The following is a 16772-nucleotide window of genomic DNA, read 5'->3' as shown; positions in this document are numbered from 1 at the left end:
GTGATGAGTGGGAAGACGAATGTCACGCCGGATTTTGATCAGATGCGGCCGATCGCGGCGGCGAAGGCCCCGTCGATCTGGTCGTCCGGTGGGAAGCTGCGGCTGGTGGTCACGAGTTCGTGGCCGGGAGTTGATTCGAGAACCATGGCAACGAGCTGCTCGTTCTCCGCCGGTTCGATGCTGCAGGTGCTGTAAACGAGGATGCCGCCGGGTTTCAGGACGCGCAGGGTGTTTCGCAGCAGGCGTTCCTGCGTTTGCGCCTGTGCCTGGAGGTCCTCCGGCTTCAAACGCCAGCGCACATCGACTCGGCGGCGCATGACGCCGGTGTTTGAGCAGGGAACATCGAGAAGAATGCGGTCGAAGCCATCCTGCGCAAACGCAGGCACGGAATCCTGCGCCCAGTCGTGCTGTTCGATGCGCGCGTTGGCCACCTGGAGGCGGTGCAGATTGCCTTCCAGACGACGCAGCCGGCCTGGCGAGACGTCACAGGCGATAATTTCGCCCGTGTTGTTCATGAGCTGGGCGAGAAGGGCGGTTTTGCCACCCGGAGCGGCGCAGGCATCGAGCACGCGCTGTCCTGGCTGAGGTGCGAGCAGCCGTGGGGCGAGCGCCGTGCTGGGGTCCTGCATGTACACTTTGCCTGCGGCAAGGTCTTCACGCGGCAGCGACTCGCAGACGATGAAATCGTCGGATGCATCCGCCATGTCGGGATGCAGGCGGTTGATGCGAGCACACATGGGCGCGGGCTGCTGGTTCCATTCGCACAGCGCGGCCGTTTTCTCGGAGCCAAACACCGTCTGCCAGTGCTCCACGAGCCAGTTGGGGTGGGAGGTGCGGGTTTCGAGCGGCCGTGCATCGACTTGATCGAGCAGAGCAGCAGATTCACGGCAGGCACGGCGCAGCACCGCATTGATCAGACTGCGTGCACGGCCGGTGGCGGCGACGGTTTCGTTGACAGCGGCGTGTTCGGAGACTTTCAGGATCAAAAGCTGGCAAAGGCCGATGCGCAGGCCCCAGCGGCTGCGATGGTCGAGGTGCTTGTTGTCCGTGAGCACGGCGATCCAGTGGTCGAGCAGCGAGAGATTACGCAGGGTGGTGAGCACGATGTCCCGCAAGAAAGCCGCGTCAGAGCCAGCGATGCCGCACTCACGTTGCGCCTGGTCGAGAAGTTCGGCCGCGAAGCGATCACCCGCAGCCCATTCTCCGAGCACATCCAGCGCCAGCCCCCGGATCGGAACAGGCTGGCGGCGATGGGGGGCGGGCGGGCGTTGACTTGTCATGTGCGGCATGACTACGGCGGCGTTTTGTCATGCACAAGCAGGCCATGGACGCGCACGGGACGATTGATTGACAAAGCCACGGCCCCCTCCTTTATAGGCGGCCCCCCGCATTTTTACCGTCCAACCCAGCCTCATTCTATGGATTTCATCGCCAAAAACATCGCCGAAGTCGCCCCTTCCATGACCCTGTCCATCACAGCTCAGGCGAAGGCGCTGAAGAAGCAGGGCGTGGACGTTTTGAGCTTCGGAGCCGGGGAGCCGGACTTCAATACGCCAGCTCCGATCATCGCCGCCGCCACGGAGGCCCTGGCATCCGGCAAAACCCGCTACACCGAGAGCGCCGGCATCCTGGAACTGCGCGAGTCCATCGCCGCGAAGCTCATGGTGGACAACAGCGTGCAGTACGACCCCTCCCAGATCAGCGTGAACTGCGGTGCGAAGCACTCCTGCTACAATGCGATCCTCGCCGTGGTGAATCCGGGCGATGAGGTCATCATTCCCGCCCCTTACTGGACCAGCTACCCGGAGATGGTGCGCATGGTCGGCGGCATTCCGGTGATCGTCGAAACGAAGCGTGAGAACGGCTGGAAGCTGACCCCCGATGAGTTCGAGGACGCCATGTCCCCGATGACGAAGATGATCATTCTCAACACGCCAGGCAATCCGACCGGCTCGGTTTACTCCAAGGACGAGCTGAAGGCGCTGGCCGAGATCGCCGTGGGCGAGGGCATCGTGATCCTCTCCGACGAAATCTACGAGAAGCTCGTCTATGGCGGCCATGAGCATGTCAGCATCGCTTCCCTGGGCAAAGACATCTACGACCACACCATCACCATCAACGGCTTCTCCAAGGCTTATGCGATGACTGGCTGGCGTCTCGGCTACACCGCCGCCCCGAAAAAGATCGCCGAGGCCATCGACACGATCCAGAGCCACACCACGAGCAATCCGACCAGCTTCGCGCAATACGGCGCCCTCGCCGCCTTGCAGATGGACCAGCAGATCGTGAGCGACATGCGCGATGAGTTCGACGTGCGCCGCCAGTACATGCTAGGCCGCCTTTCGAACATCAAGAACGTCCGCGTCGTCGAGCCGATGGGCGCCTTCTACTTCCTCGTCGATATCGAACCGATGCAGATCAAGTCGGTGAACTTCTGCGAGAAGCTGCTCAGCAAGCAGAAGGTGGCCGCCGTGCCCGGCGTGGCCTTCGGCTCCGAGTACACGATCCGCTTCAGCTACGCCACCGGCCTGGACATCATCAACGCCGGCATGGACCGCTTCGAGGAGTTCTGCTCCCAGCATTGATTTCTGAAACAACCGCCGGAACCGGCAATCACGATCAACCGCAACCTCCGAACATCATGGGCATCTACAACAACATCGTCGAAACCGTGGGCAAGACCCCGCTGGTGAAGCTGAACAAGGTCACCGCCGGCCTGAATGCCACCATCGCCCTCAAGTGCGAGTTCTTCAATCCGCTCGGCAGCGTGAAGGACCGTATCGGCATGGCCATGATCGAAGACGCCGAAAAGAAGGGCATTTTGAAGCCCGACACCGTGATTGTGGAGCCCACCAGTGGCAACACGGGCATCGCGCTGGCCTTTGTGGCCGCCGCGAAGGGCTACAAGCTCATCCTGACGATGCCTGAGACGATGTCCCTGGAGCGGCGCACGCTTCTGGCCCTGCTCGGAGCCGAGCTCGTTCTCACCCCGGGTGCGCAGGGCATGAAAGGCGCGATCGCCAAGGCGACCGAACTCGTCGAGACCACGCCGAACGCCTGGATGCCGCAGCAGTTTGAAAACCCTGCCAACCCCGCCATTCACGCGAAAACCACCGCCGAGGAGCTGTGGACTGACACCGATGGCAAGATCGACATCCTCGTGGCCGCTGTCGGCACCGGCGGGACGATCACCGGCGTGACCGAAGTGATCAAGGCTCGCAAGCCTTCCTTTGCCGCCATCGCCGTGGAGCCTGAGGCCTCGCCGGTCATCAATCAGACGCTCGCCGGACAGCCCGTGCAGCCCGGCCCACACAAGATCCAGGGCACCGGTGCCGGTTTCGTGCCTGCCAACCTCCACCTCAAGGACAGCGCTGGAAATCCCCAGATCACCGAGTGCGTCAAGGTCAGCAACGACGACGCGTTCGCCATGGCCCGTCGCCTGGCGAAGGAAGAAGGCATCCTCGTCGGCATCAGCACGGGCGCGAATGTCTGCGCGGCCATTGAAGTCGCCAAGCGGCCCGAAAACGCCGGCAAGCTCATCGTCACCGTCGCCTGCTCCACGGGTGAACGCTACCTCTCCACCGCCCTGGCCGACGAAGCTCGTGCCAAGGTCGGCGCGTGAGAGTCACGATGACGGAATCCGAATGACGAATGCCTGAGCGCATCATGAGCTTCTGTCATTCGCATCCCGGACACTCGTCATTCTGACTTCGACATTCGTCATTCATCCCCTCAAGCCTCCCCATCATGTCCCAACTCGATACAATGTCCCAGGAAGTCCCGTCCACCGGCGTGGAGAAGTTTCTGGAGGACAATTTCCGCAAGCTCGTCTGGCTCTTCGTCATCGTGGTGCTGGCCATCTGCGCCTATGGCTTCATCAGCCATCAGAGCAAGGTGAAGGCGAACGAGGCTGCGGAGGCATTCACGGCGGCGAAGACGGTCGAGGACTGCGATCTTGTCATCTCCCGTTATGCCGGGACGAACGCGGCCGCCAACGCGCTGCTCCTGAAAGCGGACCTGCTCTGGGATCAAAACAAGAAGAGCTCGGCCATTGAAGCGCTGCGTGAGTTCACCACGAAGCATGCGGATCATCCGCTGGCCGTGAATGTGCTGCTGGGCCTTGGCACCAAGCTTGACTCCATGGGCGACCGCAAAGAGGCCAAGGCCGTCTTTGAGCGCATCACGAACGAGTTTTCCAGCAGTGAAGCCGCTCCTCTGGCCCAGATCCGCCTCGGCGACCTTCTTTGGGCCGAAGGCAAGCAGGACGAGGCCAAAAAGGCCTACGAGGAGCTTGCGGTGAAGTTTGCCGACCGGCAGGAGTTCCAAAGCCTGGGCCAGGACCGCCTGAACTGGATCGCCGCTTCTTTGCCGACCAAGGAAGTCGATCCGCCCCCGGCTCCCAAAGTCGAGCCGAAGCCCGGCGCCGCCCCCACGATTCCTGGCATGCCCAAAATCAATCTCGCTCCTGGCGGTGGCGGTCTCGGTGCCAGCATCGCACCTCCTGGAGCGCCAGTGGCTCCTGCCATGCTGCCTCCAACTGCGACCACGCCGACACCGGCCGCGCCAGCGACTCCACAGCCCGCTCCTGCTGCGCCTGCCCCCGTTCCTGCTCCGCCAAGTTCGCCAGCCACACCGGCACCTGCGGCTCCGCCTGCAGCCACCACACCAGCACCGGCGGCTCCTACGACGGCTGCGCCAGCGGCCCCGCCATCAGCGCCAAAACAGTGATTTTCCCGAAGGCCGACGATTCGTCGGCCTTCATTTTTGTCGGGTGAAGACAGCCGCCGTTGAGTTCGGCGGGCACCTCGATCACAGCCACCCGGCGATCACTGAAATCACCTCGTTGCGCTGTGCTTCGGTCAATTCGCCGTAGATCGGAATGCTGAGCACTTCGCCCGCCACGCGATGCGACACCTCGCAACCGGCACGTGAGCTTTCCGGCAGATTCGCGAAGCACTTCTGCTGGTCGAGCGTGACAGGATAGTAGATGTCGCAGCCGATCTTCCCGGCCACGAGGTGATCACGCAGCGAGTCGCGTCTGCCATCGAGCACGCGCAGCGTGAACTGGTTCCAGATGTGCGAGTTATGTTCGTAGCTGACCGGCAGCACGATCTTGGCGTTCTGCGCGGTCAGCCAGTCGTCCTGCGACTTCAGGCACTTGCAGTGCGCCGGATCAGCCTGGACGACGCCGGGCAGTTTGGAAAGCCCGGCGATGTAATGCGCCGCGTTGCGCTGGCGGTCCGCCGTGTATTGCGCGTAGCGCTTCAGCTTCACGCTCAGCAGGGCGCATTGCAGCGTGTCCATGCGGAAATTGCCGCCGACGTAGTGATGGTAGTACTTCGGCTTGCCGCCATGCACGCGTAGAACGCGGGCATACTCGGCCAGATTGTCGTCATTCGTGACCAGCATGCCGCCGTCGCCGAATCCGCCGAGATTTTTGCTCGGGAAGAAGCTGTAGGTGCCGAAGTCCGACATCGTGCCGGCCTGACGGCCCTTGTATTGTGCGCCGATGGACTGCGCCGTGTCCTCGATCACTTTCAGGCCATGTTCCTTCGCCAGCGCGAGGATCGGGTCCATGTCCGCGCATTGACCAAACAGATGCACCGGCATGATCACCTTCGTTTTGGCCGTGATCTTTGCCCGTGCGTCATTCACATCCATGTTGAAACAGACCGGGCAGACATCCGTGAACACCGGCACGGCTCCCAGACGCGAAACCGCTCCTGCCGTGGCAAAAAACGTGAACGCTGGGCACAACACCTCATCACCCGGCTTGATGTCCAGCGCCATCAGCGCCAGCAGCAGCGCGTCCGTGCCAGAAGAGACCGACAGCGCGTGCTTCGCACCTGTCATGGCCGCCACTTCCTGCTCAAAGACCTCCATCTCCGGTCCCATGATGAACCGCCCGTGATTCAGCACCTTCGTGAAGGCGGCCTGGAGTTCGGCTTCGAGAGGGTGGTTCTGGGCGTTGACGTCGAGAAGGGGGACTGGCATGGCAGAGGCCGAATGTGTAGTGACGAATGAGGCGCGTGCCAGCGATTCCTCACTCCGCCAGTTTCGGCCAGCCGCCCACCTCGTTTTGTGAGTGCAGCACCGGCTGGAACTTCTTCTCACGCACATGGGCAATCACTCGCTCATCCACCGCATCGCGCGCGTGGGAGCAGCCCGCGCCCTCCAGCACGCTGTGAATCACTTCATCGGCGCTTTTTGCCGCGATCGGCACGGGGCTGGTGAACACGGGCTGCTCCTGAATCTGCTTCAAGGCATCGTTCATGAGCTTCTCGCGGCCTTTCGTGTCGCTGAGCTGCACCAGCTTCCGATCATCGACAAAAGCACGCACGCCATCATGCACCTCGTGTTTCATCACCGCTTCGATGGCAGGCCGCTTTGGGTCGCCGAGGTAGAGATTGCCGATGAACTGGAACGCGTAACCCTGTTTCGCCGCCTCGTCCTTGTGATCCTCGATTCCCGTCGTGTAACGCGAGCCGGAACGCTGGTAGTCGAACATCACATTATTGATGGCTTCCATCTGAACCGCGTAATCGTCGCCTTTGCGCATGTCATTGGCTTCAAACTGCGGTCCGCGCATCACGTAGCGGGCGAACAGGCAGTGATGCACGCTCAAGGTGTTCGCGCTGGAGTTGAAGCAGAACGCGTGGTTGTCGCCATAGGGATGAATGGCCGGATTGCTCAGCGGTTCCGCCAGCAGGCACCACTGCACGGTCACATTCCGGCAATGCACCACGCTGAACAGCTCATCGCAGCTCCAGGAAGCCGAGATGTGATCGAAGATGGCATCGCGACAGTTCTTCAGCTCGATGCAATCCAGTCCGCCGGAGCCTTTTGGCCGCTTCAGGCCCTTTTCACGGTTCTTCCGCAGCGTTGTCTCATCTCCCAGCCGCACACGGATGTGCCGCACGATGATGTCATGCGTGTCCTTGAACTCCAAACTGCCTCCCCGAATGCAGACGCCCATCCCCGGCGCATCCTGCCCGTCGATCGTGATGAAAGGTTCGCGAATCTCCACCGCGTCCTGCAATTGAATCGTTCCCGCGACCCGAAACTTCACGATGCGCGGCCCCTTTTGAGTCACGGCCCAACGGAAGGTGCCTTCTGGCGGACTGTCTAGATCGTCATCCAGCCGTGTTATTTCGATGACCCGTCCACCTTTGCCGCCCTTCGCGAAGGCTCCAAATCCAGCCGCGCCATCGAAGGCCAGCAGTTGTTCCGACCGGGCAGAGCCGAATCCGACGATGAAAAGAAGAACCAGTGAGCGCATGCCGCCTAAACTGTGCGGAACGGCCGATCTTCCAGACTATGCTTGAAAGGCGTGGCGAACGGCAAAACCCAGGCACGCACTGGTGGCGTTGGCGATCAGCGACGCGGTCCACGGGCGTGGAATCTTCCACCCCCGGCCCCACCATGCCTCAAGGACCACGGCAAACGTCTCAGCCACGATCAACAGCGGCAGGTAAGGACTGCTGGTCCACGGCAGGCAGAACCATAGAAACGGGTGTGTGATCGTGCTGGCACCGAACGCATAAACAGCCCGCTTCTTGAGGTTCAGTGAGCGTGCGAAACACAGGTAAACCGGTACCTCGACGGCCTGGGTGAACCAATAGGCGCCTGACCAGTTGTCCAAGCTCACGCCAATTCCTCCAGGGCAGCGGGGCGCTCCACGAACAGCCACGTGGCGGCGATGAGTTCCAGATAGCCGTGAAACAGCGCCATGCGCAGATAGCTCTCCCGTGCAGCTGACAGATCAAACACCGACCAAAGTGAGATCCCAAGGGCAATGATGACCGCAGCCGTGAGCAGCGGTGTCCCGAGATCGGCCTGCAAGGCGCGTGCGCTGGCGCGGAACGTGCGCGGCGTCTGCTGCGGTCGGTCGTCCTCCGGAATCAGTCGCAGCCACACTCCGTAGTGAACAGACTGCGCAAAGGCGAACAGCAGCACCAGCCGCATGGCCCAGGGTGCGGCGATTCCAGGGGCCAGAAACGCCAGATGATAATCCGGTCCGAGGTCCGCAGGTTGCCAGAACAAACCACGTGTCCACGGCTCCAGCCATCCACCTGCAATCACGACGGAAGCGGTGACAAACAACAGAGGCACCAACGTCTGACGCCGCGAACCGCTGCGCGGCCTCCAGCACCACCACAGCAGGACGGCGATGAGATTGTGCAGATGAGCAAAGATCAGAGCTGAAACCTCGCCAGCCATCCACACGCCCGCCAGACACCCTCCGATGACACTCAGCGCGATCGCCTTGCGGGCCACAGTTCCACGCGCCAGCAATGCCATGGCAGCGCAGGCCGCCAAGCCACTGGTCATCGTGAAATGAGCCATTCCCGCCAGCAGCAATGGCAAACCGACTGGCAGCCAGAACACACGCCGTCGATGCAACCCGGGACGCACCACGAGATAACGCAGATCCGCCACCAGATGCGGCACTCCGAGCATCACCGGCCCCAGCGCGAGCAGCCAGAACGGAGAGAGCAACGTCGCCGCCAGTGAGAAGCCAATCACGCCACATCCGGCCACCAGCACTCGCAGTTCGCGTTTCCGCACCAGTGGCTTTGCCAGTGGGCCCAGCAATCTCAACAGCAGCCAACGTGCGCGATCTAGCGGGGTCAGGATCGCCGCTGCGCTTTCAAGTGGCCGGTGTGGCAGGGGCATGACAATGAGGATTGACGCTTCTGTCGCGAATGATCATTATTTTGTCCGTCATGAGCATCAAACGCCATCTTTTTCCCGTCATCGGTTCACTCGTGTTGATTGCAGACCTCCTGCCAGACCCCGGGTCCAGGCCGCAGCCTGACCAGCCGGCTCCACCGCCTTCCAGTCCGGGATGCACGATGAGCAGGGCCTCTCAAATGACGCAGGCCGCTGAAGCAGCGAGACGTCACAAGGCCTGACGCAGCGCTGAGCGCTTTCCTCACATCCGCTCCGTCGTCTGAATGCCGAGGAGGCCGAGGCCGGTCTTGAGGACGCGGCTGGTGGCTTCGCAGAGCGTGAGGCGGGTGTTGCGAGCGGTGCCTTCGGCGCGGAGGACGTGGCAGGCTTCGTAAAAGCTGTGGTAGGTGTCGGCGAGCTCGTAGAGGTAGTTCGCGAGCAGATTCGGGCGATGGTCGTCGAGGATGTCGTGCGCGTTTTCGGCGAACTGGGCCAATTTCATCGCCAAGGCACGCTCGGCGGGCTCGGTGATTGCCAAATCAGCGGTGAGGGTGACAGCGCCATCGAGCTTGCGGAAGATGCTGCGAGTGCGGACGTAGGCGTTGAGCAGGTAGGGCGCGGTGTTGCCCTGAAGGCTCAGCATCTTGTCCCAACTGAATTTGTAGTCAGTGAGGCGGTTCTGGCTGAGTTCGGCGTATTTCACGGCTCCAGAGCCGATGATGCGGGCGATCTCGTCTTTCTCTTCGGTAGTGAAACCTTGCTCTTTTTCATCGGCGGCGGCGCGGGCGCGTTCGATGGCTTCGTCGATGACTTCGAGCAGGCCGACGGTCTCGCCGCTGCGGGTTTTGAACATCTTGCCGTCCGGTCCCAAAATGCTGCCGAACGCGATGTGCGTCATTTTCGTGGTCACACCGCGACGTTGAGCCGCAGCGAAGACCTGGCGGAAATGGAGCTGCTGCGGCGCACCGACGACATACCAGATCTCATCGGCTTTCCATTCCTTCACGCGGTAGTCGATCGTGGCAAGGTCCGTGGTGGCGTAGAGGAAGCCGCCGTCGCCTTTGCGGATGATGCACGGCGCGGCTTTCCACTCGTCCTTCTCCTTGATGAGGAAAGGATCGTTTTCCGGCTTCACGCTGCCATCGCTGAAGACGACCGTCGCGCCTTCGCTGATCGTCGCGATGCCTTGCGTGAGCATTTCGGCCACCAGCGGGGCCAAGGCGTCGTTGTAGAAGCTCTCACCGAGGTAGTGGTCGAACTTGATGTCGAGCGTGCTGTAAACCTTTTCGAGCTGCTCGAGCGTGAGGCGCACGCATTCCTTCCAGATTCCGAGATTTTCGGCGTCGCCCTGCTGAAGCTTCACGAGTTCGGCTTTGCAGGTCTCCAAAACGCTTTCATCGGCCTTCGTGGCGGCGTTGACGGCTTTATATACGCTGACGAGTTCGTGAATTGGGTCCGCTTTAAGCTTCGCCTGATCGAGCTGCGTTTTCCAGCCGTGGATGATCATGCCGAACTGCGTGCCCCAGTCGCCGACGTGGTTGTCGGTGATGACCTTGTGGCCGATGAAGCGTGCCACGCGGGCCAGCGAGTCGCCGATGAAGGTGCTGCGAATGTGGCCGACGTGCATCGGCTTGGCGATGTTCGGCGCGGAGAAATCGACGACGATGGTCTTCGGCTGCGCGACGGCTGGAACGCCGACTTTGTCATCCGAAACGATGACCGCGAGCCGTTGCGCCAAAGCGGCGGCGCTGAGCGTGAAATTGAGGAAGCCCGGGCCGTCGATGCTGGTCTTTTCGCACAGGTCGGTGACGTCGAGCTTGTCCACGATCTGCTGCGCAAGGGCACGTGGGTTTGCCTTGAGCTGCTTCGCGAGAACCATCGCCGCATTGCTCTGGTAGTCGCCATATCGCGTGTCGGAAGCGATGACGACATTCGGAGTGAAGCCAGCGGGCAATTCGATGCCTGCCGCAGTGAAAGCGGCTTGCAGACGGGACGTGAGGACGGCGCGGAACATGGGGCGCGCCTAGTAGTCCGCAGGAACTGGGAATTCAACGACAAAGCCCGGACGACTTGGGGACGGTCAAGCGATCAAAACGATCGGTAATCGAACGGCTTCCAGCGTTTGTCATAAGTCTGTCCTTCCTTGAGAGAGGGAATCACCTCGACAAGTTTCTCCAAGGTGGGTGAAGTGGACTTTGTGTAGGCAACCGCGTTCTGAGGATCAGTGACCTGAATCACCCAACCGTCGTATTTGAACCCGAAGCTGACGCCATTCGCGGCAAAATTGTCGAACTCTGTCATGACCGTTTTGCCTTCACTGTCGAGCACCTGTCTCGGCGCAAGTGACACGGCGATCTCGTGGCGGGCCAGGATCTTGTAAACGCCACGTTGTTCCACGCTTTCACCCAGAATGCAAAGCACGGCCTTGTAGCCCTCATACGTTTCCGTTGTCGTGTTTGTCAGCTTCACCTTCGGGGTGATGACCTGGGTCTTGTCGTCGAAATTGGTGGTCTTTGAGGGACGGCTGACGGTGACCTCCGTCCGCACTCCTTTGGCGAAGGGAATTTTGGGGGCTGTTGAAACACTTGCTGTCGTGGAAGCCGGAGGCATGACGAGCGACTGGGGAGGTGGCGCTGTTCTGAGGGGGGTGCCCACCGATGCCACCGCCGGCGTCGGAGCCGCAGGAGCCGCGGCCACGGTGGAGGGGGCGGTTCCGGTGAAGCATGATGCAACGACTGTCTCAAAAGGTTTCACCTCGTCAAAACTGGCGAGCAGAGCCTCGCAGCGGGTGGCTCCCGGGATGTCTGCAGCCTGGCGTCGCTTTTCGGCGAGAGCGGCTGCTGTCGTGGTGAGTTTTTCGCGCATGGATGCGGCCGTCTCCTGGCGCCTGGTTTCGAGCTGGGCCAGTTGCTGCCGGTAGATTTCGCGCAGGCGTTTGTGCTCTCCTGAAGTGGCGGCGTCATTCGAAGCCGGGGGCACGGCCATTCCGGTTCCGATGGCCGCCGCCTCCACCTTCATGGCCACGTCCTGCCCGGTCTGGGCGGTCGCGGCGGCACGGCTGAGAGCCGCGCCATATTTGGTGGTCAGGTCGATGACACGCGTGCGCAGCTCCTCGTCGCTGGCGATGCCGTCGGCGGGGCTGGCCTCTTTGCGGAGAGCGGCGAGTTCGGGATCGATGGCGTCCAGCCGGTTGAGCTGCCGCTTCGCATAACGCAGGGCGCCTTCTGCGGAGCCGAGCTTGGTGAGATCCGGAAGCCGCACCACGAGCACGTCATAATCTTCGGTTTTGGGGTTCTTCGGATCGATGGAAACACCGGAGACGACCAGCCATTGGCTTTCGGCGTCCACACTGATCTTGGTGGCACGCAATCCGATGTCGAGACTCTGCAGTTCGGTGCCGGTGTCGGCCTCGAAGATGCGCAGGAGCCCTGTGCTCAGGCCTGCTGCGATCATGCGCCCGCCTGCGAGCCAGGTGGAACTCAAAGCCGCCACCTGGTTTTGTGCTGGAATGGTCGTCCGGGTGGAGAGATCCGGGAGATCGAGGATGTAGAGGGCACCGAGGCCGCCGAGCAGGGCGGTGCCATCCGGGCACATTGACAGCTTGTTGCGGAGATTGTTGTACACCGGAGTGCGCACGAGTGAATGTCCTGGGACCGAGAAGATGCCTGCGGCTGGCTTGTCGATGATCAGCGGGCTGGTGTTTGGCGCGGCGCTTCCCGGATTGGGTTTGAGCGTGCTGCCGAGGACCAGCAATTGCGTTTCTGCTCCGGATGATTCCGCTGGCAGCGGAAAGGCGTGGAATGCGGCACGTGGCCACTCGCTGAACTTTTTCAGCACGGCGCCCTCCTGCGGATCCCAGTGGTAAACGCCGCCGTCCGTGTCGGCGCAGAGCAAATAGGCCGTCTTTTCATCGGCCGACCAGACCACGTTGTTCAGTGCCTTGGTGGGGGCGCGGATCAGGGCCTTCGAAGCTCCAGAAGCGAGATCGAAGATGGAGACCTGGTCGGTCCGCACGGACCACAGCAGCAGCAGCTTTCCATCCTTGCTCGGGACGATCCCATCCACATCACCCACCGGGGAGGGGAAGGTTTGCAAGGCATTGCCGGAGGCCAGGTCCCAGACGATCAACGTGTCATCGTTGCCGCCTGAAACCGCCCGCCGCTGATCGGGAAGGATGGCAGAAGCGAGAACGAATTCCTTGTGACCCGTGAGTCGCTTGAGGATCGAAAACTCTCCCGCTCCAGGTTTGAACGGACCCGCAGGGCTGCCCTCGGCACCGGCGGGAGTTTCGGCGGGCTTGCCGCTTTTGGTCGCAGACGGCTTGTCTGCCGATGCCGAAGCGCCCGCGCTTGCAGACGCCTTGGTCTTTTGATTCTGGATGAACCATCCGCCCGCCATGAGCAGAAGGATGCAGGCTGTCGCCCACAGCCATTTGCCGGCACCGCCCGTGGTCTTGACCGGGCGGTTTGGGCTGCGCGGCCCGACCCGTGCCTGCAAATGCGGAGGAAGCGCCCGTTTGGCTGGAGCTGCTGAGGTGGTCGAAGACGGCTTGATGGCTGCGGCGGAGAGGAAGCTCTTGATCTCGCCGCAGTGCTGGAAGCGCCGGGCCGGGTCCGCTTCCATGCAGCGGTTGATGACGGCCACAAACTCGGCGGGAATGCCTTCTCCGGCCACACTGCCGGAAGCGTACGGCGTGACACGGGTGAACATCTCGTGAATCACCACACCGAGCGCGTAGATGTCCGCGCGGTGATCCACCACCGCGTCTGGTGTCAGGCGTTCGGGAGCCACGTAGTCGGGCGTTCCATACGCTGAGCCTTCCGAAGGATTGATGTTCCAGCCGCCGGCGAGGCCGAAATCCACGATCTTGGCCTGCCAGTTCTCGGCGATCAAAATGTTGGCCGGCTTGATGTCACGATGAATGACGCCGTGATGATGCGCATACTGAAGGGCATCACACAGTTGAAACACGAGCGCCCGGATGAGATCCGCATTGACGAGGTCGCTGTGGATCAGCGCATGGAGGTCCTGCCCGTTCACGAACTCCATCACCAGATAGAGGTGTCCCTGCGTTGTCTGGCCAAAGTCATGCACGGCGGCGATGTGCGGGTGGTTCAGCTTCGCCATGGCCCTGGCCTCGGAGATGAAGCGCCCGGCTTCCTCTTGATCCAGCGAGGCCGAGGCTGGCAGCACCTTGATGGCCTCCCACCGGTCCAGGGCCGCCTGTCGTGCGAGATACACCGCGCCCATGCCTCCCGTGCCGATGACACTGTGAAACTCGTATTGCGGCAGCAGGGCCGCCATCTCTTCCACCGTTGGAAACAGGCTTGCTCGCGATGTGGTTTCCTCGGAATCGGCCGGCAGTTCGTGTTCTGAGCTCATGAGTTTATGAGGAGGTGATTGTGGGCCGATCTTATTCGGGATGAGATCAAATTCTCAAGCAAAAGAATGGGAAATGTGAGCCTGATCCATGAAGCATTTATGTCATTGCTCCGGGGCTGTGCTCAGGAAAAGCAGGTCTGTTGCCAGCTTGCCGCTAAATCAGCTCAGCAAAACGATGTCGGCCGCACCTCGTCCGCGCTGGTCAGCGTGTGGGTGCTGCCGTCGGGGAATTCGAGGATGAGGTGGCCTTCCTCGTTCAGATCGAGGACACGGCCGAAGACTTCGCCGTGCGGGGCTTTGGCGCGGATTTGTCGGCCGAGCAGCCAGCTTCGTTCGCGGACCTCGGCAACGGCGGTGGTGAAGTTGTCGTCGCTGCGTTGGAATTCAGCGTGGAGCGTGCCGAGCAGGCGTGCTGCGAGCGCGTTGCGGTTGATCTCGTGAAGAACGGGCGAGGAAAGCTGCTTCAGGAGCGACGTGGCGGGCAGATCGGGCGGGAAATCGAGCGTGTTGACGTTCAAACCGATGCCGAGCACGAGACGCAGGCCGTTCGGCGTCGAAACGGTCTCGGCGAGCAGGCCGCTGATCTTGCGGTCGTTCAAATACACGTCGTTGGGCCACTTGATGCGTGGCTGCAGCGGCAGTTCGGCCTCGATGGCTTTGCAAATCGCGAGCGCGGCCAGGGTGGTGATGCGCGGCCACTTTTCGAGCGGCGCGGCAGGCTGCAGGAGCAGCGAGAACATCAAATCCTTGCCACGCGGGGCGATCCAGCGGTTGTCGCGGCGGCCGCGGCCGGCGGTTTGGGATTCGGCGAAAACCACGGTGCTGACGGGAAGCGTTGCAGCGTTCGATTTGAGCCAGTCGCTCGTCGAATTGACCTCATCAAGCACGGTGACGTGCCATGCGGCGGAGTCTTCGTTCAAGGCATCTGCGGACAGCGGAATCATGGACGGATGCGTTTCGGATCGCTGGCCTCGCCGTGCTGGTGAAGCTCGTCGTGGTCGCCCTGGCATTCGAGATGCGTGGTGATGAGCACGGGGCGGTCCACACTGGCTTCGACCGCCTGTTCGATCTCGGTGGCGATGCGATGCGCGTCGCGAAGCATGATGCCGTCATCGAAGAGAAGATGCACCTCGACGTAGTGCATCTCGCCAGCATCGCGGTGGCGCAGGGCGTGGAAGTGGAGCCCGTGTTTCTCGGTCTCCCGACGCAGGGCGGCGTCGAGCGCGGCATTGAGCTCCGGATCAGCCGTGTCCATCAATCCGCCGACGCTCTGGCGCATGAGGCCATAGCCGGTCCAGATGATGTTCGCGGCCATGAGAAGGCCGCAGAGCGGGTCCCAGCCATGCCAGCTGGTGAGAGCGACCAGCCCGAGGCCGACCAAGGCGCCGAGGCTGGTCCAGACATCGGTCAGCACGTGTTTGCCGTTCGCTTCGAGGATGAGTGATCCCGCTTTCCTGCCCGTGCGGATGAGGTAGAGGCCGAGCACGGCATTGATGACAATGGTGAGCGCGGTCAGGATGAGGCCTTGGTCGAGATTGGCCGGCGGCAGGTGCTGGATCCAGCGGCGGGTGGATTCCACGATGATGAAAAGGGCCGCGACGATGATCAGCGCACCTTCGATGCCGGCGGAGAAGAAAGCGATCTTGCTGTGGCCGTAGGGATGGTCGTCATCGGCGGGCTTGTGCAGGTAGCCGAGGCTGAAGGAGGCGAACATCACGGCGGCGACATGCACGATCGACTCCGCCGCATCCCCAAGGATGGCCGCTGAACCGGTCAGCAGATACGCACCCACCTTCAGCACGAGCATGAGGAATCCCACGGCGAGGGACAGCCGCATGGCGCGTGTGGCATCTGGAGAATGGCTCATGGCTGAAGGTGGTCCGCACAGTCCTGTGTGCGGAAGGGGCGGCGTTCGCAGACCGCACAGAGGACTGTGCGGACCACTTTAGGCTGCTCTGAGCAGCAATTCGACGATGGCGGGCACGTCGGCAAAGGATTCGACGCAGCGCCACGGTTTGAGCGCACTGAGTTCTGCACAGGAATACTGCCCGGTGGCGACGGCGAGGCATTTCGCGCCAAACGCCTCGGCGCAGCGGATGTCCTTCGGCGTGTCGCCAATGACGATGACATCGGCCGCATTGAAGGTCATGCCGGTGGCGTCCTGCATGCGTTTCAGAGCCACGGGACCGAGCTGATTGCGGTCGTGATGGTCGCAGCCGAAACCGCCGTCGATGAAATGGTGGTGAATGCCGTGGCGGGAGAGCTTGATCTGCGCACCACGCCGGACATTGCCCGTCAGCAGACCAAGATGAGCGTCCGTTTCGCGGCGGAGGGTTTCCAGCAGTTCGACCACGCCGGGCAGGGTGAAGCCGCTGAAGTCCTCGGCTTGAAGACGGCGCTGTAGATTGGCCAGATAGCGGTCGAGAAAGGCGAAAACGTCGTCGCGGGTGTGTTCACGCTTCACCAGGGTGAAGACGTCCATCGCAATGGCTGGATCGGTGGCGCCGGCCAGTTGCAGCGGCGGCAATTGCTCGCGTTTGATGCCGAAATGCTCCTCGGCCGCATCAAGGATCGCTCCTCCGCCTGCGCCGTGGCTGTCGATGAGAGTGCCGTCGATGTCGAAGAGGAGCAGGCGGGGCATGGGGAACGGCGAATGACGAATGACGAATGACGAATGACGAATGACGAATGACGAATGACGAATGACGAATGACGAA

At 61.8% G+C, this 16772-nt stretch carries 13 protein-coding genes; 3 read left to right on the top strand and 10 right to left on the bottom strand.

What is annotated here, in order from left to right:
* Positions 1 to 38: 38 nt before the first annotated feature.
* Positions 39 to 1280, bottom strand: a complete 1242-nt coding sequence (locus IAE77_RS19995; protein ID WP_294230526.1) for a transcription antitermination factor NusB — start codon at positions 1278 to 1280, stop codon at positions 39 to 41.
* 138 nt (positions 1281 to 1418) lie between these two features.
* On the opposite strand from IAE77_RS19995, the gene IAE77_RS19990 reads away from it, so the two are divergent.
* The 3 genes from IAE77_RS19990 to IAE77_RS19980 all read left to right on the top strand — a co-directional run bounded on the left by IAE77_RS19990 (position 1419) and on the right by IAE77_RS19980 (position 4728).
* Positions 1419 to 2585 (top strand): pyridoxal phosphate-dependent aminotransferase, encoded by a 1167-nt coding sequence (locus IAE77_RS19990; protein WP_294230524.1) that lies wholly within the window; start codon positions 1419 to 1421, stop codon positions 2583 to 2585.
* A gap of 56 nt (positions 2586 to 2641) precedes the next feature.
* Positions 2642 to 3622: a cysteine synthase A gene (gene cysK / locus IAE77_RS19985; RefSeq protein WP_294230521.1), complete on the top strand. Its 981-nt coding sequence runs from the start codon at positions 2642 to 2644 to the stop codon at positions 3620 to 3622.
* A 125-nt stretch (positions 3623 to 3747) separates the two neighbouring features.
* A complete protein-coding gene (locus IAE77_RS19980; RefSeq protein ID WP_294230518.1) occupies positions 3748 to 4728 on the top strand; it encodes a tetratricopeptide repeat protein in 981 nt (326 codons plus the stop codon).
* Positions 4729 to 4809: 81 nt separating this feature from the next.
* Here IAE77_RS19980 and IAE77_RS19975 read toward each other — a convergent pair whose 3' ends face one another.
* From IAE77_RS19975 to IAE77_RS19935, 9 genes are all read right to left on the bottom strand, one after another.
* Positions 4810 to 5994, bottom strand: a complete 1185-nt coding sequence (locus tag IAE77_RS19975; RefSeq protein WP_294230516.1) for a DegT/DnrJ/EryC1/StrS family aminotransferase — start codon at positions 5992 to 5994, stop codon at positions 4810 to 4812.
* Between the two features lie 49 nt (positions 5995 to 6043).
* Positions 6044 to 7279 (bottom strand): hypothetical protein, encoded by a 1236-nt coding sequence (locus IAE77_RS19970; RefSeq protein WP_294230514.1) that lies wholly within the window; start codon positions 7277 to 7279, stop codon positions 6044 to 6046.
* Positions 7280 to 7315: 36 nt separating this feature from the next.
* A complete protein-coding gene (locus tag IAE77_RS19965; protein ID WP_294230512.1) occupies positions 7316 to 7648 on the bottom strand; it encodes a hypothetical protein in 333 nt (110 codons plus the stop codon).
* The gene (locus tag IAE77_RS19960) at positions 7645 to 8676 is read right to left on the bottom strand and encodes a hypothetical protein (RefSeq protein ID WP_294230510.1); all 1032 of its coding nucleotides are present in this window, start codon (positions 8674 to 8676) and stop codon (positions 7645 to 7647) included. Before IAE77_RS19960 ends, IAE77_RS19965 begins: the two co-directional genes overlap by 4 nt.
* A 259-nt stretch (positions 8677 to 8935) precedes the next feature.
* Positions 8936 to 10687: an arginine--tRNA ligase gene (gene argS / locus IAE77_RS19955; protein ID WP_294230508.1), complete on the bottom strand. Its 1752-nt coding sequence runs from the start codon at positions 10685 to 10687 to the stop codon at positions 8936 to 8938.
* 74 nt (positions 10688 to 10761) lie between these two features.
* The gene (locus IAE77_RS19950) at positions 10762 to 14055 is read right to left on the bottom strand and encodes a WD40 repeat domain-containing serine/threonine-protein kinase (protein ID WP_294230505.1); all 3294 of its coding nucleotides are present in this window, start codon (positions 14053 to 14055) and stop codon (positions 10762 to 10764) included.
* 164 nt (positions 14056 to 14219) lie between these two features.
* The gene (locus IAE77_RS19945) at positions 14220 to 14999 is read right to left on the bottom strand and encodes a biotin--[acetyl-CoA-carboxylase] ligase (RefSeq protein ID WP_294230502.1); all 780 of its coding nucleotides are present in this window, start codon (positions 14997 to 14999) and stop codon (positions 14220 to 14222) included.
* Entirely contained in the window at positions 14996 to 15922 is a 927-nt protein-coding gene (locus IAE77_RS19940) for a cation diffusion facilitator family transporter (protein ID WP_294230500.1), read from the bottom strand. The genes IAE77_RS19945 and IAE77_RS19940 overlap by 4 nt, the downstream gene beginning before the upstream one ends.
* Before the next feature lie 78 nt (positions 15923 to 16000).
* Positions 16001 to 16772 (bottom strand): HAD family hydrolase (locus IAE77_RS19935; protein ID WP_294230497.1); only part of this gene is annotated, 772 nt, incomplete at its 5' end.

Source organism: Prosthecobacter sp. (genome assembly GCF_014879935.1).
GTDB lineage: Bacteria > Verrucomicrobiota > Verrucomicrobiia > Verrucomicrobiales > Verrucomicrobiaceae > Prosthecobacter.
This window is presented reverse-complemented; position numbering and strand designations above follow the sequence as displayed.

Bases quoted from the DNA above. Each gene is read 5' to 3' on its own strand.
- IAE77_RS19940 (WP_294230500.1), bottom strand. From the start codon at position 15,922: ATGAGCCATTCTCCAGATGCCACACGCGCCATGCGGCTGTCCCTCGCC.
- IAE77_RS19980 (WP_294230518.1), top strand. From the start codon at position 3,748: ATGTCCCAACTCGATACAATGTCCCAGGAAGTCCCGTCCACCGGCGTG.
- IAE77_RS19970 (WP_294230514.1), bottom strand. From the start codon at position 7,279: ATGCGCTCACTGGTTCTTCTTTTCATCGTCGGATTCGGCTCTGCCCGG.
- IAE77_RS19945 (WP_294230502.1), bottom strand. From the start codon at position 14,999: ATGATTCCGCTGTCCGCAGATGCCTTGAACGAAGACTCCGCCGCATGG.
- IAE77_RS19975 (WP_294230516.1), bottom strand. From the start codon at position 5,994: ATGCCAGTCCCCCTTCTCGACGTCAACGCCCAGAACCACCCTCTCGAA.
- IAE77_RS19990 (WP_294230524.1), top strand. From the start codon at position 1,419: ATGGATTTCATCGCCAAAAACATCGCCGAAGTCGCCCCTTCCATGACC.
- argS (WP_294230508.1), bottom strand. From the start codon at position 10,687: ATGTTCCGCGCCGTCCTCACGTCCCGTCTGCAAGCCGCTTTCACTGCG.
- IAE77_RS19950 (WP_294230505.1), bottom strand. From the start codon at position 14,055: ATGAGCTCAGAACACGAACTGCCGGCCGATTCCGAGGAAACCACATCG.
- IAE77_RS19960 (WP_294230510.1), bottom strand. From the start codon at position 8,676: ATGCCCCTGCCACACCGGCCACTTGAAAGCGCAGCGGCGATCCTGACC.
- cysK (WP_294230521.1), top strand. From the start codon at position 2,642: ATGGGCATCTACAACAACATCGTCGAAACCGTGGGCAAGACCCCGCTG.
- IAE77_RS19995 (WP_294230526.1), bottom strand. From the start codon at position 1,280: ATGACAAGTCAACGCCCGCCCGCCCCCCATCGCCGCCAGCCTGTTCCG.